A 14,874-nucleotide genomic window follows, 5' to 3' on the forward strand; every position below is an offset into this window, starting at 1 on the left:
GCCTCCTCAGACCAGTGCCGCGCCGCCGGTGAATGCCTCGGCCTCGGGCGACAGAAGCATCTCATTATGCGGCTTGCCCGAGGGGATCATCGGGAAGCAGTTTTCGTGCTTCTCGACCAGCACATCCAGAATGAACGGGCCATCATAATCGATCATTTCCTGAATCGCGTCATCCAGTTCCGCCGGATCGCTGACCTGTCGGCCCTTGCAACCGAATGCCTCGGCCATTTTCACGAAATCGGGCAGGCTTTCGGACCAGCTTTGGCTGTAGCGCTCTCCATGCAGCAATTGCTGCCATTGCCGCACCATGCCAAGACGTTCGTTATTCAGGATGAACTGTTTGACTGGCGCGTGGAACTGCACGGCGGTTCCCATTTCCTGCATATTCATCAGCCATGACGCATCACCGGCCACGTTGATGACCAACGCATCGGGATGGGCAACCTGAACGCCGATCGAGGCGGGCAGGCCATAGCCCATCGTCCCCAGACCGCCAGAGGTCATCCAGCGATTCGGGTCCTCGAATGTCAGGAACTGAGCCGCCCACATCTGATGCTGGCCAACCTCGGTGGCGACATAGCGGTCACGCCCTGCGGTCAGCGCCTCAAGCCGCTGGATTGCGTATTGCGGTTTGATGATCTGGTCCGAGTTCGTATAGGCAAGGCAGTTCTTCGCCTTCCACTGCTCGATCTGAACCCACCATTTGCGAAGGGCTTCGCTTTGGGTTTTGCTGCCGCGGGATTTCCAGATCTCCAGCATCTCCGCCAGCACATTGCCGACATCGCCCTGAATCGGGATCTCGACAGGGATGATCTTGTTGATGCTGGACGGGTCGATATCGATCTGTGCCTTGACCGAGCCGGGGCTGAAATCGGCAACGCGCCCGGTGATGCGGTCGTCGAAACGTGCGCCGACGGCGATCATCAGGTCACAGCCATGCATCGCGAGATTCGCCTCGTACATGCCGTGCATCCCCAGCATTCCCAGCCAGTTCTTGCCGGATGCCGGATAGGCCCCCAGACCCATCAGCGTCGAGGTCACCGGAAAGCCGGTCGCATTGACCAGATCACGCAGCAACTGGCTGGCCTCGGGGCCGGAGTTGATGACCCCGCCGCCAGTATAGAAAATCGGACGCTCGGCTTGCTCCATCGCTTCGACAAGCCTGGAGATCGCGGCGGTATCGCCCTTTACCTTAGGCTGATAGGGGCCTGTTTCGATCTGTTGAGGCGTGACATAGTCGGCTTCAGCGAACTGAACATCCTTTGGGATGTCGATCAGAACCGGACCCGGCCGCCCTGAGGTCGCGACGTGGAAAGCCTGATGAATGGTCTTTGCCAGATTGCCCGGTTCCTTCACCAGCCAGTTATGCTTGGTGCAGGGCCGCGTGATCCCGACCGTATCGGCTTCCTGAAACCCGTCTGTTCCGACAAGGAAGGTGGGAACCTGTCCCGACAGCACCACCAGCGGAATCGAATCGAGCAGCGCATCGGTCAGCCCGGTTACCGCATTGGTCGCACCCGGACCCGAGGTCACAAGAACGACGCCGGGCTTCCCGGTCGAGCGGGCATAGCCCTCGGCCATGTGAACCGCGCCCTGTTCGTGGCGGACGAGGATATGCTTGATGTCGTTCTGCTGGAAAATTTCGTCGTAAATGGGAAGGACTGCCCCGCCAGGATAGCCGAATACCGTGTCGACACCCTGATCGCGCAGAGCTTCGACAACCATTTTCGCACCCGTCATCTTTCGGGACATGGGACAGATCCTCATCTTATGGGTACGGTGCGCCTGCACCGTATGGATATGCGGCTTTCCTGTGCCGCGACGCCGCAAACTATTGTTGCCGCGTGGCAGCGTCAATGGGGAATGCCATTAAAATATCCAAAAATTGCCGAACGACGCAATATTGTTGCGCAGTCAGGGCAGGTCGATCCGGGCAACCTGTTCAACGATGGGATCTACGGCCAGCGGATGCGCTTCGTCGCAGTGATCCGCCGGATTGCCGATATCCTGCCAGACGCCGCCCTTATATATTTCAAGCGCACCGAATTTGGCCTTATAGTCCATCTTGCGGCTGCCAGGCACCCAATAGCCCAGATACACATAGGGCAGACCGGATTCGCGGGCGAGCTCGACGTGATCCAGAATGACATGGGTCCCCAGGCTTCTTGCACTGAGACGCGGATCGAAGAAGCTGTAGACCAGAGATAATCCGTCATCCAGCACATCGGTCAGACAGACCGCAGCGAGATCAGGATCGGGCAGGACCGGATCGCCTGCGGAGTTCGGCGTGTCGAAGATGCCGCGCCCGCGATACTCGATCACGCGGGTGCGCACGGCGGTTTCCTCGATCATTGCGGCGAACTCGAAGATATCCATATCTGCCATGCCGCCATCGGCATGACGGTGATCGAGATAGCGGCGGAAAAGCTCGAACTGTTCTTCCGTGGCCCAGGCACTGGTCGCCAGCCGCTTGAGATCCGTATTGCGCCGTGCCACGCGCCGCTGCGTCCGGCCCGGTCTGAAATCCTTCACCCGAATCCGCGCCGACATACATGCGACACAGCTTTCGCAGCTTGGACGGTAAAGGACATTCTGAGAGCGGCGGAACCCCTGACGTGACAGGGCATTATTCAGTTCCTGCGCATTTCCGGGCAGCAATGCGGTGAAAAGTTTACGTTCTGCCCGTCCATGCAGATAGGGGCAGGGCTGAGGTGCCGTCACATAGAATTGCGGCGCATGGGTCAGAGTGTGCCGCATCGTCCGCCCCGATTAGCCGGTCTGCCTGCGCTGATCTCGCAGCTTCGAGTGCCATTCCCCGCTGTCATGCGTCCTGCAATTCCTGATCTGGCGCGAACGGTAGCAACAGAAATGCAAAACGCCAAGTCCAGATCTTTGGTGCCGCAGGATCTATCGCACAATTGACCCCGTCGCCGGGACTTGCATTATCACCTCATGGATTTTGCTGCTCAGATCACACGGACCCCGATCGCACATGACAAAGCCCGCGCGGATGAGGCGCGTGACCTGTTCGGCGGGCTGGATGAACGCATCCGGGATTTGCTTGCGGGAACTGCGGGGTGCAGCCCGTATCTCTGGTCGCTGATGGTGAAAGAGAAAGACTGGCTGCCCGCTGCTTTCTCTGCCGGAGACGATCTGGCGGCGCGTGAAACGGAAGGCTTCGGAGAGCTTTCGGAAAGCGAGCTGGGTCCCGCTCTGCGTCAGGCAAAGCGCCGTGTGGCGCTGCTGGCGGGGCTTGCCGACCTTGGCGGGGTCTGGCGGCTGGAGCAGGTCACCGGCGCGTTGACCGAACTGGCCGACCGGGCGACCGACCTTGCCTTGCGCTGTCATCTGGCGCGTGAGATTGCGCGGGGCAAGCTTCCCGACACAGATGCCGAAGCTGGCGGGATCTTCGCGATGGCGATGGGCAAGCAGGGTGCGGGAGAGCTGAATTACAGCTCTGACATCGACCTGATCGTGCTGTTCGACGATGCGGCCTATGACGCCGCCGACCGGCACGAGGCCCGCGCCTCTCTGATCCGCGTGACGCGCAGAATGGCGGCGACGCTGTCGGATAATACCGAGCATGGCTATGTTTTCCGCACCGATCTGAGGCTGCGGCCCGATGCGGCGGTGACCCCGGTTTGCCTGTCGGCAGCGGCGGCGCTTGCCTATTACGAGGCGGAGGGCCGGACATGGGAGCGTGCAGCCTATATCAAGGCGCGTCCCTGCGCGGGCGATATCGCTGCCGGAGAGCGTTTTCTGGCCGATCTCCGCCCTTTTGTCTGGAGAAAACACCTCGATTTCGCCGCGATTCAGGATGCGCATGACATGCGGCTGCGGATCCGTGATCACAAGGGTCTGGGCGGCAGGCTGAGCATTCCCGGACATAATATGAAGCTGGGTCAGGGCGGTATTCGTGAAATAGAGTTCTTCACCCAGACAAGGCAATTGATCGCCGGAGGACGGGATCCCGATCTGCGGCTGCGGGGTACGGTCGATGCCTTGGCCGCTCTGGCGGCAAAGGACTGGATTCCGCAGGATATCGCGGATGAGCTGACAAGCCATTACCGCCAGCACCGCGATATCGAGCATCGCATTCAGATGGTAAACGATGCTCAGACACATGAACTGCCGAAGGATCGCGAGGGACTTGAAAACATCGCCCTGATGATGGGTGAAAGCGATCTCGACAGCTGGAGCACCACATTGCGCGAGCGTCTGGAAAAGGTCGAAAAGCTGACCAATGCGTTCTTTTCTCCGGCAGATACGGCGCCCTTGCCCGAACTCTCCGAAGAGGCGCAGAAGATCATCCAACGTTGGGACGGGTATCCCGCGCTGCGCACCGACCGCGCACAGCAGATCTTCCGCCGCATCAAGCCCGATCTTCTGGCCCGCATGAACCGCGCCGCCTATCCGGAAGAGGCGCTTTCGCGGTTCGACAGTTTCCTGCAGGGGATGCCTGCGGGCGTGCAGCTTTTTTCATTATTCGAGGCAAATCCCTCGCTGATCGACCTTCTGGTGGATATCTGCGCCACTGCACCCGGTCTCGCCGCCTATCTTGGACGGCATCCGGCGGTTCTTGACGCGGTTCTTGCCGGAAGCTTCTTCGCGCCCTGGCCCGGCAGGGAAGCCCTTGAGCAGGATCTTTCACGACGGCTTCAGCAGCGTATGAAGGCGCGTGACGGCGGGTATGAGCGGGCCTTGGATGAGGCGCGGCTTTGGGCGCATGAATGGCAATTCCGCGTCGGCGTCCATCATCTGCGCGGTTTGTCGGACGCGGCGCAGGTCGGAAAGGAATATGCGGATATCGCCGACAGCGCGATTACCGCGCTTTTGCCTCTGGTGGCGGATGAACTTGCCGAACGCCACGGCCCGCCGCCGGGGCGCGGGGCGGTGGTGATGGGGATGGGCTCGCTTGGGGCGCGGCGTCTGAACGCCGCATCCGATCTTGATCTGCTGGTGATCTACGACGCTGCGGGGGCAGAGGAATCCGCCGGGCGGAAGCCGCTTGGTCCCCGAGCCTGGTATTCGCGCCTGACGCAGGCGCTGATCACGGCACTGTCGGCTCAGACCGCGACGGGACGGCTGTATGAGGTCGATATGCGGCTGCGCCCCTCCGGCCGTCAGGGCCCGGTGGCGACGTCGCTGGAGTCGTTCCGCAATTACCAGATGACGGAAGCCTGGACATGGGAGCATCTGGCGCTGACCCGCGCCCGGATCATTTCGGCCTGTGGTGACGATGCGTCGGCGCTTGCCGATGAGGTCGAGGCGTTTCGTGCCGAGGTATTGGCGGAACGCGGAGGCGATGCGCGTGTCCTGCCGGATCTGGCGGAAATGCGCAGCCGGATCTTCGCGGCGAAAGCGCCGGACGGAAAATGGGAGGCCAAGATAGGCCGGGGTCGCTTGCAGGATATCGAACTGATCGGTCAGAGCTTTGCTTTGCGGGCCGCCGATCCTGCCCGCGGCCTTGAAGCGCAATTGCGTGCCGGCGGGCGTCACGATCTTCTGGCGAAAGAAGATGCCGAGGCGCTGCAATCCGGGCAGCGTTTTCTGTGGCGTCTTCAGGCGGGCGGGCGGCTGATCAGCGAAGCCGCCTTGAAGATGGATGAGTTGGGGGCCGGGGGGCAGGAATTCCTGCTGCGTGAAACCGATTGCGAAGATCTTGAGGAACTTGAGACACGGCTGAATGACGTCATCGAAACCGCTGGAAACATTATCGACAGGCTGCTTTCGGACGTATCCGGGACGCAGCCGGAAGCACAGTGACAGCCAGCCGTTGCCGCGTTGACAGAAACGGTTAGGACAGGTTCTGAAAACGCTCAGCCAAGTTGGTAAGATGGACCGCACCGACGCTGCTTCAGGCAGGATCATGAGTTGCAAAGTATGGCCCCGTGCCGACCTAACCTGACAGGATTTTCCGAGGCGTTATTGACCCGGCTGTCTGAGCTTCCGTTACCTCCGTACCCTCGGTTCGGAATGTCGGCGTTGAGGTGCCGCCCATTTTCGCATTCCGCTCGCTGACGCACATCTCTGCCCCAAGATCGCCAAGCAGCGGCACATGAGTGATCGGGGATTCGTCCTCCGCATCATTCTGAGGGTCAGCACTCTCATCGAAAATGCCGTGTCGCGTCTTGTCCCAGTAAAACGGGTTGGTGACGACCTCATAAATCGCTTTCCATGCCGCCAGACAGCCAAGCGGGAAATACAGATGCATCAGAGGGATCCAGGGCAAAAGATGCCGGTGCTTCTTTCCCCGGACGGCCCAGAGACCCATCGCAACCGAAGCCAGCTCTGACGCCACGAAAAGCATCACGATCGCGGTCAGTGCATGATCGGGGAACAGCCCGGAAAGTGGCGATGTGAAGCCAGTTTGCAAGCCTAGGGTCAGCAGCCAGAAACTCCACAGAACCGGTGCCAGCAGATATTGGGATAATGTGGCGAGGAACTGGACCTGAAACGCCAGAAACCGGGAGGGACCAAGTTCATTCCACAGCAAGCGGGGATTTCGCATATGGACCGACCAGGTCATCGCGTAACCCTTGAGCCAACGGGATCTTTGCCTGACCCACGGAAGCACGCGGCAATTCGCCTCTTCATCTGTGGTGGTGTCGATCAGTTTTGTCCGCCAGCCATTCCGGGCAAGACGCACCCCGAGATCCGCGTCCTCTGTCACATTCCAGGCATCCCAGCCTCCGAGTTGCTCCAGCACGTCGCGGCGCAGGAAAACCGTGGTTCCGCCAAGCGGCACAACAAGCCCAAGACGCGCAATGCCCGGAAGATTGACGCGGAACCAGCTTGCGTATTCGATGGTGAAGCATCGCGCCAGCCAGTTGCTTTTGGGGTTGAAATAATCCAGCCGACCCTGAAGACAGGCCACATCCGGCTCGGCGAAGGCGAAACCCCGGGCAATCTTGTGAAGCTGATCGCGATCCGGGCGGTCCTCGGCGTCCCAGATCCCGACGATGTCGCCTCGGCAGAACTGCAGGGCATAGTTCAACGCCCGTGGCTTCGTCTGGACCTGCCCCTTCGGAACCGAGACAACGCGGATCCATCCGGGCAGTTCGACCTCTTCCAGTGCCGCGCGGGTCACCGGGTCGCTTTCTTCGACCACCAGCAGGATGTCGGTCAGTTCCCGGGGATATTCCAGCAGCGTCAGACGGCTGACCAGTTTTTCCGCAATATCGCTTTCATGGAACAAGGGCACCATCACCGAGATGACAGGCAGAGAATCGTTCATCTCCCGTGATGTTTTTGCGCATGAGGCAAGCGAAGCCTTTTCCGAACGATCCTGCGCCCATTGCCGGAGCATGGACTGCAATGCCGCCAATTTCAGAACCAGATTCGTCAGAAGCGTCAGGATGCTCCACATCCCTACGATGGCAAACAGCGTCAGCGGCGCGAAAAATGCGGTGCCGACAGTCAGCGACCCGGCCAGCCATGCGCAGATCGCAACCATTCTGCGCCGCTTGCCCCGGCAACTGTCGCTTGCCGCGACGCTGTATTCCGCCTTTCGGATCATTGCTGCCGAGCGCAGTTTCATGACTGCCTCGTGGATATGGCTTTCCGAACTCAGCAGCATTCTGACGGCCCCAAGCCCCGGCGGAAATTGTGAGCGGATCTGTTCAAATTCCCCGGGGCGGGAGGTGGCGATGAAGGTGACGCCGCCGACATACCGCCAGGGCAGCACGCCATGTTTCAGGCAGAAATCGGGTCCCAGCCTGTCCACCAGACGCGCATCAGGCGGGCAGGCGACGGGATCGATGCAGGTCGTTCGCCACTGGCGCGTCAGGGCGCGGGTCAGATGGTCTTCGCTGACCCACCCCTGCGACAGCAGGATCTGCTGAAGCGAGGCGTTTTGGCGGCGTTGCAGTACAATTGCCTTCAGCAGATTGCCATGCGTTACTGCGCCGTCCTCCAGCAGCAGGCTGCCCAAAGGGGGCTGCCTGAGCGTCGGCGGCTGCGGCAGGTTTTCGATGCGATCCGGCGCGAGATGACCGGGCCGCAAAGGGACCGGATCGCGATATCCGGGAAGGGTGGCATTCATGGCAAAACCCCGATGGTTTCGCCTTCACTTGCATGCCGCCGTTTAAATTTCGGTTAAACGAAGATCAGCCGCCACGGCGTTCGCGCATCGAAGCCGAGAATCGCTGGAACAGATAGGCCGAGTCCTGCGGCCCCGGGCTTGCCTCGGGGTGGTATTGAACCGAAAATACCGGCTTGTCGGCCACGGCCAAACCGCAATTCGAGCCATCGAAAAGGCTGATATGGGTTTCGCGCACACCCGGCGGCAAAGTCTGGGCATCGACGGCGAAGCCGTGATTCATCGAGGTGATCTCGACCTTGCCGGTATCCACATCGCGCACCGGATGGTTCGCGCCGTGATGTCCGTGACCCATTTTGACGGTCTTCGCGCCAAGTGCCAGAGCCAGCATCTGGTGACCCAGGCAAATACCGAAAATCGGCAGATCGCGGTCAAGAAGTTCCCGGATCATCGGCACCGCATATTCGCCCGTCGCTGCCGGATCGCCCGGACCGTTTGACAGGAACACACCTTCGGGTTCATGCGCCAGCACTTCTTCAGCGGTTGCGGTCGCGGGCAGGACGGTGACATCCGCTCCGGAGGCGACCAGAGACCGCAGGATATTCCGCTTCGCGCCGTAATCGAGGGCGACAACCTTGAAAGGCCGGTCTTCGCCCTGAGCGGCGAACTCGCCGGGCCATTCCCAAAGCCCTTCTTCCCAGCGATAGCTCTGCCGGGTCGAGACCTCTTTCGCCAGGTCCATTCCGACCAGACCCTGCCAGGATTTTGCGCGTTCGATCAGCTTCTGGATGTCGAAATTCCCCTCGGGGTCATGGGCCAAAACCACATGAGGGCTGCCCTGCTGGCGAATCGCCCGTGTCAGACGGCGCGTATCGACCCCGCCAATGCCGATCCGCCCGCGCTTGCGCATCCAGTCCTGCAGATCCGAGGTCGCCCGCCAGTTCGACGGCTCGGTCGGGTCCCATTTCACCACGATCCCGCTTGCGACCGGATCGGCGCTTTCATTGTCCTGTTCCGTCACGCCGGTATTGCCGATATGCGGGAAGGTGAAGGTCACGACCTGACTGGCATAGCTGGGATCGGTCATGATTTCCTGATAGCCTGTCATCGCGGTGTTGAAGACCAGTTCCGCGACAACTTCGCCGCTTGCCCCGAATCCCTGACCCATAAAGATTGTGCCGTCTGCAAGGGCCAGGCAGGCGGTCGGTTTCGCGGCTTGCGCGGTCATGGCGGGACTCCTGATCTGATAATCGCGGGGAAACTAGTGAAGCCGCGCCTGCTGGTCAAGCGACGCCGGGCTTGATCGGCGCGTCATGCATGCCTATTTGAGAGCGCTTGAGCCATATATGGGGATCGTCATGGATCTGAGAACGAAAATCCAGACCGCCACCAAGGATGCGATGAAGGCGAAGGACACGCTGCGTCTGTCGACGTTGCGGCTGATTTCGGCTGCGATCAAGGATCGCGAGATCGCGGCGCGTACCGGCGCCGGCGAAGGCGAGGCGCTGAGCGACGCCGATCTGATTGCGATCATGTCCAAGATGGTCAAGCAACGTCAGGAATCCGCCCGCAGCTATGAAGAGGGCGGACGGCTGGAGCTGGCCGAAAAGGAAAACGCCGAAATCGAGGTGATCGAGGAATTCCTGCCCCGCCGCATGTCCGAGGATGAGACGCTTGCCGCCATCGATGCAGTGATCGCCGAGCTTGACGCAAACTCGGTCCGCGATATGGGCCGCGTTATGGCAGGGCTGAAATCCCGCTATTCCGGCCAGATGGATTTCGGAGCGGTCGGTCAGCAGGTCAAGGAAAAGCTGCTCTGATTCGCTCTCTGAATGACAGGGCGGGGCTGACAACAGTCCCGCCCTGCGCAATGCCGGGGTGATCGCTGTCCCGTTGGGTTTCCATTTGGCCCCGCTGCGGTAACAGGGCGAAAAACGCCACTGTTTTAAGCAAGGTTGATTCGATGCAAATCATGGATAGCCCCGCCCGTTACGGTTCCGTAACCCGTTTCTTTCACTGGACGATTGCCGTCCTGATTCTCTGGCAATTGGCCAGCATGGCCGTGAAGCTCTGGCTGGGTCGCGAATCCGGTCTGGCGCAGTTCATGGTCGGCTCTCATGCAAGTGTCGGTTTCGTTATCTTCATCCTCGTCTGGACTCGTCTTGTCTGGGCGCTGTTCAATCTGGGTCACCGCCCCTCGCATGAACCCGGCCTGATCGGCACGGCCGCAAAGGCCGGTCACGCCGTGCTGTATCTGTTGATGCTGTTCATCCCGACCGTTGCGGTGATGCGTGCCTTTGGCAGCGACCGGGCCTTTACGGTGTTCGGCATTCAGCTTTACGGTGGCCGTCCAGAGGGGCAGGAGGTCGAGGCCCTGACCGGCGCGGCCAATTTCCACGGTGAGGCTGGCTGGCTGCTGGCCGTTTTGCTGGTCGGTCATGTCGTCATGGCGGTTTACCATAGTGCGGTCATGCGGGATGGCACGATGGGCAAAATGGCCGGGGCGAGATAAACGCGCCTCGCTCAGCGCCGCAGCTTCGCGATTGCCTTGCTGATTTCCAGTTGCAGGGCGTCGCGTTCCTCTGGCGTCAGGAAGGAACCGAACTCAACCTCACGGCCCGATTCGTGGTCTCCGGTCAGGACAAGGTAATTCTCGACCGGCCCGGGTCTTAATGTGGCGTGGATCCAGTAAGGGTTGGCGGACCAGTTGCGTTCGGGCCTGCCGGGGTCAGAGCGGGTTACCGCAATGCGCTGCGGAGTCAGTGTCAGGATCTCTTGCGTGGTGCCGCTGCGATAGCTGTGGGAAATGGCGAACCACACAGCCGCAATCGCCGCCAGCAGGAATGGCAGAAGCCCCCAAAGCACTGCGCTGCCCAGAACCGCCATCAGCGGAAACGCCAGTAGCACAGCGGTCACGCTGATGAACCACACAAACCCCTGCCGCGGCAGTGAGCGATGCGGCCATGCTCGCAGAATACGCGCCTCACCCTCATCGTGCCATTCATAGGGCATTCGCGCCACCACAGGGCCGCTTCCCAAGGCTCTGGCAGAAACGCAGTAGATATCCGTCGGGATCGGCCACGATAAACTGGCGCTGACCGAGTTCCTCGGCCCCGGCGCGATACCATTTTTCTTCTGGCGCGAGATGCAGCGGATATCCGGCGGCGGAAAGCGCGTCAAGCGGGGGCTGAATATCGGGCAATTCTATTTCCAGATTCATGCCACGACCGAAAGGCCGATCATCCGGCGTCAGGGTCGCGTCGAAATTCCGCCCGATCCGCAGCGCGTCGATCATCAGCTTCGCGCCCCCCAGTTCCAGCATGGCGAAACCGTCCTCGGGTCGGTCATACAGCACCTGCCAGCCCAGAAGTTCGCAATAGAAACGGTGCGAGACGTCGAAATCGGTCACGTTCAGTTCCGGCACAAGCGGCGTCGGCATTGCAGGAGTCCTTTAAGAAAAACGGCCCCGGATTGCTCCGGGGCCGCTTATTGCTAGCCTTGCGTTAATGGGCGTGGCCGTGATCCCAGTCCTCGCGCTTCGGCAACTGCTCGAACGTATGTTCGGGCGGCGGCGAGGGCAGGGTCCATTCCAGCGTGTCCGCGTATTCGTTCCAGTAGTTGTTCTCGGTCACGCGCTCACCGCGGAACAGCGTGTAGAAAACGACCCCGATGAAGAACAGGAAGGACGCGAAGGAAATATAAGCCCCGATTGACGAGATATTGTTCCAGAAGGCAAACGCCTCGGGATAGTCGATATAGCGGCGCGGCATGCCCTGACGGCCCAGGAAGTGCTGGGGGAAGAAGATCAGGTTCGAGCCGATGAACATCGCCCAGAAATGAACCTTGCCGGCCCATTCGGGATATTGACGCCCGCTCATCTTGCCGATCCAGAAATAGATCCCGGCGAAGATGGCGAAGACCGCACCAAGCGACATCACATAGTGGAAATGCGCCACGACGTAATAAGTGTCGTGATAGACCCGGTCCAGCGGAGCCTGCGACAGCACCACGCCGGTCACGCCGCCGACGGTGAACAGGAACAGGAAGCCGAAAGCCCAAAGCATCGGCGTCTTGAACTCGATCGAGCCGCCCCACATGGTCGCGATCCACGAGAACACCTTGATGCCGGTCGGCACGGCGATGGTCATGGTCGCCAGCATGAAATAGCTCTGCTGGGTCAGCGACATACCAACGGTGTACATGTGGTGCGCCCAGACGACGAAGCCGAGGATCCCGATTGCCGCCATTGCCAGCACCATCGGCAGGTAACCGAAGATCGGCTTGCGCGAGAAGGTCGCGATGACATGGCTGATGATGCCAAAGCCGGGCAGGATGATGATATACACTTCCGGGTGGCCGAAGAACCACAGGATGTGCTGATAGAGAATCGGGTCACCGCCGCCAGCCGGATTGAAGAAGTTCGTCCCGAAATTGCGGTCCATCAGCAGCATGGTGATCGCGCCCGCCAGAACCGGCAGGGACAGCAGGATCAGCCAGGCGGTGATGAAGACCGACCATGCAAACAGCGGCACCTTGAACAGCGTCATGCCGGGGGCGCGCATGTTCAGGAAGGTGGTGATGATATTGATCGCACCCAGAATCGACGAGGCACCCGAGACGTGGACCGCGAAAATCGCCAGATCCATCGAATACCCGCCCTCGGTCGTCGAAAGCGGCGGATACAGTACCCAGCCAACCCCTGACCCGGCCTGAGAATTACCGCCCGGCGACAGAAGCGAGGCGACACCAAGCGCCACACCGCAGACATACAGCCAGTAGGACAGGTTGTTCAGACGCGGAAACGCCATGTCCGGCGCACCGATCTGCAGCGGCATGAAGAAGTTGCCGAACCCGCCGAACAATGCCGGAATCACCACGAAGAACATCATCAGAACGCCGTGATAGGTGATCATCACGTTCCACAGATGGCCGTTCGGGGTACATTCCGCCGAACTCGGGAACAGTCTTGCGCCTTCGAGGCACATATACTGCACGCCCGGAAACTGAAGCTCCATCCGCATATAGACGGTGAAACAGACCGAGATCAGGCCGACGACGCCAGCCGTGAACAGATAAAGGATACCGATATCCTTGTGGTTGGTGGACATGAACCAACGGGTGAAGAATCCCCGTTCGTCATGATGTCCGCCGGATTCGTGAACGGCTGCATCGGCCATTGCGCGATCTCCCTGGGTTGATCCTGAGGCAGCCGGCAGGGCCGGCAGATGCCCGCACCATATCCATGAAGACTGAACGCGGCAATGCGACTCGGCCCAGAAATCGGCTGCTTGGGCGCAGTTTTTACGTCAAAAAATCACCCTCGCAGCGTTGGCTGCGAGGGTCTGTGTCATTTTCGCGACATTTTTTCAGTGCGTCCGGGTTACTGGGCCGGTGCCTGAGGCGATCCGTCGCCCTCGGCGGGCTGAGCGGGCGCGTCCGGAGAGACCGACAGAAGGAACGCGACCAGATCGGCCTGATTCCGGTTCAGCTTGAAGGTCATTTTCGAACGGGCGTTCTCGTCGCCGGAATGCTGATCCAGATAAGCGGTCGGATCAGTGACATAGGCCTCAAGGGAATGGATATCCCACACCGCTTCGGGATTATTTTCAGCCAGTTTCAGGATGCCGTCGCCATATCTGAAATCCTCGATGGCGGCGAATTTGCGTCCAACGATATTGTAAAGATTCGGACCCGTCCGGCCACCCCGGACGATATCCTCACCGGCATCGTCCTGGATCATGTGGCAGGCTTTGCATTTGTTGAATTCTTTTTCACCGGCGGCGGGGTCGCCCTCCTGAGCGAATGCCGGCACGGCAAGGGTCAGCACGGAGAGCGTAGCAATCAGGCTGGTCTTCATCCTGTGTTCCTTTCAGTTAACGCTGTCAGCAGCGTTTCAGAGCGACAGCTAGCATGCAATGTGGCGAATGAGCATGACTTCGGTCAAAACCCCGTCCCTGCGCCAAAATGCCGCGGAAAGCTGGTTTTAAGAGCTGTGTCCAGATCCTCCATCGAGACGGGCAGGCCTAGATCGACAAGGCTGGTGACTCCATGCCCGCTGATTCCGCAGGGCACGATACCGCCATAATGGGACAGATCCGGCTCAACATTGATCGAAATGCCGTGAAAGCTGATCCAGCGGCGCAGCTTGATGCCGATCGCGGCGATCTTGTCCTCGCGCATGGACCCGTCGGGCAGAGGCGGCTTTTCCGGGCGCGGCACCCAGACCCCGACCCGCCCGTCGCGGACCTCGCCGGTAATGCCGAACCCGGCCAGTGTCCCGATCACCCAGCCTTCCAGAGATTTGACGAATCCCCGCACATCGCGCCCGCGCCGGTTCAGGTCCAGCATCGTATAGACGATACGCTGCCCCGGCCCGTGATAGGTATACTGCCCGCCGCGCCCGGTCTCATGCACCGGAAACCGCGCATCCAGCAGATCGGAGGCTTTGGCCGAGGTCCCCGCCGTATAAAGCGCCGGATGCTCGACCAGCCAGATCCGCTCGGGCGCGTTGCCGGAATGCATCTGCGCGACGTGATCCTCCATCGCGGCGACGGATTCCGCGTAAGGCGTCAGGCCCGGAGCGATCACCCATTCGGGACTGTCAGAGGAAAATTTCGGCTGTGGCTGGGACATTTCCGGCTCCGAAAGCAAAACGGCGCCACGAGGGCGCCGGTTTCGCTGGTGCGGTCGAGAAGACTCGAACTTCCACTCCGGTTAAGGAACAGCGACCTCAACGCTGCGCGTCTACCAATTCCGCCACGACCGCATCGCGACCAGCCGTGCAGATAATGCCTCGGGGCGCGGTTGAAAAGGGGTAATCTGCGCCGATGCGC

The 14,874-nt window shown here is 60.4% G+C and carries 12 protein-coding genes and 1 tRNA gene; 3 read left to right on the forward strand and 10 right to left on the reverse strand.

Features of this window, described 5'->3' with window-relative positions; genetic code table 11:
* Window positions 1–6: 6 nt before the first annotated feature.
* Both PAE61_RS02935 and PAE61_RS02940 read right to left on the reverse strand, forming a co-directional pair.
* Window positions 7–1,752: an acetolactate synthase 3 large subunit gene (locus PAE61_RS02935; RefSeq protein WP_271113931.1), complete on the reverse strand. Its 1,746-nt coding sequence runs from the start codon at window positions 1,750–1,752 to the stop codon at window positions 7–9.
* 162 nt (window positions 1,753–1,914) lie between these two features.
* Window positions 1,915–2,757 (reverse strand): arginyltransferase, encoded by an 843-nt coding sequence (locus PAE61_RS02940; RefSeq protein WP_271113932.1) that lies wholly within the window; start codon window positions 2,755–2,757, stop codon window positions 1,915–1,917.
* A gap of 195 nt (window positions 2,758–2,952) precedes the next feature.
* Between PAE61_RS02940 and PAE61_RS02945 the strand changes: the two genes are divergently transcribed.
* Window positions 2,953–5,766, forward strand: coding sequence for a [protein-PII] uridylyltransferase family protein (locus PAE61_RS02945; protein ID WP_271113933.1), 2,814 nt, complete (start codon window positions 2,953–2,955; stop codon window positions 5,764–5,766).
* A gap of 133 nt (window positions 5,767–5,899) precedes the next feature.
* On the opposite strand, the gene PAE61_RS02950 is transcribed toward PAE61_RS02945, so the two are convergent.
* Window positions 5,900–8,044 (reverse strand): glycosyltransferase family 2 protein, encoded by a 2,145-nt coding sequence (locus PAE61_RS02950; RefSeq protein WP_271113934.1) that lies wholly within the window; start codon window positions 8,042–8,044, stop codon window positions 5,900–5,902.
* 64 nt (window positions 8,045–8,108) lie between these two features.
* A complete protein-coding gene (gene carA / locus PAE61_RS02955; protein ID WP_271113935.1) occupies window positions 8,109–9,269 on the reverse strand; it encodes a glutamine-hydrolyzing carbamoyl-phosphate synthase small subunit in 1,161 nt (386 codons plus the stop codon).
* 130 nt (window positions 9,270–9,399) lie between these two features.
* Between carA and PAE61_RS02960 the strand changes: the two genes are divergently transcribed.
* Both PAE61_RS02960 and PAE61_RS02965 read left to right on the forward strand, forming a co-directional pair.
* Entirely contained in the window at window positions 9,400–9,861 is a 462-nt protein-coding gene (locus PAE61_RS02960) for a GatB/YqeY domain-containing protein (RefSeq protein WP_271113936.1), read from the forward strand.
* 152 nt (window positions 9,862–10,013) lie between these two features.
* Window positions 10,014–10,553 carry a cytochrome b gene (locus PAE61_RS02965; RefSeq protein ID WP_271113937.1) on the forward strand — a complete coding sequence of 180 codons (540 nt, stop codon included), beginning with the start codon at window positions 10,014–10,016 and terminating at the stop codon, window positions 10,551–10,553.
* Window positions 10,554–10,564: 11 nt separating this feature from the next.
* Here PAE61_RS02965 and PAE61_RS02970 read toward each other — a convergent pair whose 3' ends face one another.
* From PAE61_RS02970 to PAE61_RS02995, 6 genes are all read right to left on the reverse strand, one after another.
* Complete coding sequence (locus tag PAE61_RS02970) at window positions 10,565–11,053, reverse strand: DUF2244 domain-containing protein (protein ID WP_271113938.1); 489 nt, start codon at window positions 11,051–11,053, stop codon at window positions 10,565–10,567.
* The gene (locus PAE61_RS02975; protein ID WP_271113939.1) at window positions 11,043–11,480 is read right to left on the reverse strand and encodes a bleomycin resistance protein; all 438 of its coding nucleotides are present in this window, start codon (window positions 11,478–11,480) and stop codon (window positions 11,043–11,045) included. Before PAE61_RS02975 ends, PAE61_RS02970 begins: the two co-directional genes overlap by 11 nt.
* A 64-nt stretch (window positions 11,481–11,544) precedes the next feature.
* Window positions 11,545–13,218, reverse strand: coding sequence for a cytochrome c oxidase subunit I (gene ctaD, locus PAE61_RS02980; RefSeq protein WP_271113940.1), 1,674 nt, complete (start codon window positions 13,216–13,218; stop codon window positions 11,545–11,547).
* Window positions 13,219–13,421: 203 nt separating this feature from the next.
* The gene (locus tag PAE61_RS02985) at window positions 13,422–13,898 is read right to left on the reverse strand and encodes a c-type cytochrome (protein WP_271113941.1); all 477 of its coding nucleotides are present in this window, start codon (window positions 13,896–13,898) and stop codon (window positions 13,422–13,424) included.
* A gap of 83 nt (window positions 13,899–13,981) precedes the next feature.
* Window positions 13,982–14,674, reverse strand: coding sequence for a lipoyl(octanoyl) transferase LipB (lipB, locus tag PAE61_RS02990; protein ID WP_271113942.1), 693 nt, complete (start codon window positions 14,672–14,674; stop codon window positions 13,982–13,984).
* 46 nt (window positions 14,675–14,720) lie between these two features.
* Window positions 14,721–14,807 (reverse strand) — tRNA-Leu (locus PAE61_RS02995).
* Window positions 14,808–14,874 lie beyond the last annotated feature (67 nt).

Source organism: Paracoccus aerodenitrificans (genome assembly GCF_027913215.1).
Taxonomy (GTDB): Bacteria; Pseudomonadota; Alphaproteobacteria; order Rhodobacterales; family Rhodobacteraceae; genus Paracoccus; species Paracoccus aerodenitrificans.

Bases quoted from the DNA above. Each gene is read 5' to 3' on its own strand.
- PAE61_RS02935 (WP_271113931.1), bottom strand. From the start codon at position 1,752: ATGTCCCGAAAGATGACGGGTGCGAAAATGGTTGTCGAAGCTCTGCGC.
- PAE61_RS02940 (WP_271113932.1), bottom strand. From the start codon at position 2,757: ATGCGGCACACTCTGACCCATGCGCCGCAATTCTATGTGACGGCACCT.
- PAE61_RS02945 (WP_271113933.1), top strand. From the start codon at position 2,953: ATGGATTTTGCTGCTCAGATCACACGGACCCCGATCGCACATGACAAA.
- PAE61_RS02950 (WP_271113934.1), bottom strand. From the start codon at position 8,044: ATGAATGCCACCCTTCCCGGATATCGCGATCCGGTCCCTTTGCGGCCC.
- carA (WP_271113935.1), bottom strand. From the start codon at position 9,269: ATGACCGCGCAAGCCGCGAAACCGACCGCCTGCCTGGCCCTTGCAGAC.
- PAE61_RS02960 (WP_271113936.1), top strand. From the start codon at position 9,400: ATGGATCTGAGAACGAAAATCCAGACCGCCACCAAGGATGCGATGAAG.
- PAE61_RS02965 (WP_271113937.1), top strand. From the start codon at position 10,014: ATGGATAGCCCCGCCCGTTACGGTTCCGTAACCCGTTTCTTTCACTGG.
- PAE61_RS02970 (WP_271113938.1), bottom strand. From the start codon at position 11,053: ATGCCCTATGAATGGCACGATGAGGGTGAGGCGCGTATTCTGCGAGCA.
- PAE61_RS02975 (WP_271113939.1), bottom strand. From the start codon at position 11,480: ATGCCGACGCCGCTTGTGCCGGAACTGAACGTGACCGATTTCGACGTC.
- ctaD (WP_271113940.1), bottom strand. From the start codon at position 13,218: ATGGCCGATGCAGCCGTTCACGAATCCGGCGGACATCATGACGAACGG.
- PAE61_RS02985 (WP_271113941.1), bottom strand. From the start codon at position 13,898: ATGAAGACCAGCCTGATTGCTACGCTCTCCGTGCTGACCCTTGCCGTG.
- lipB (WP_271113942.1), bottom strand. From the start codon at position 14,674: ATGTCCCAGCCACAGCCGAAATTTTCCTCTGACAGTCCCGAATGGGTG.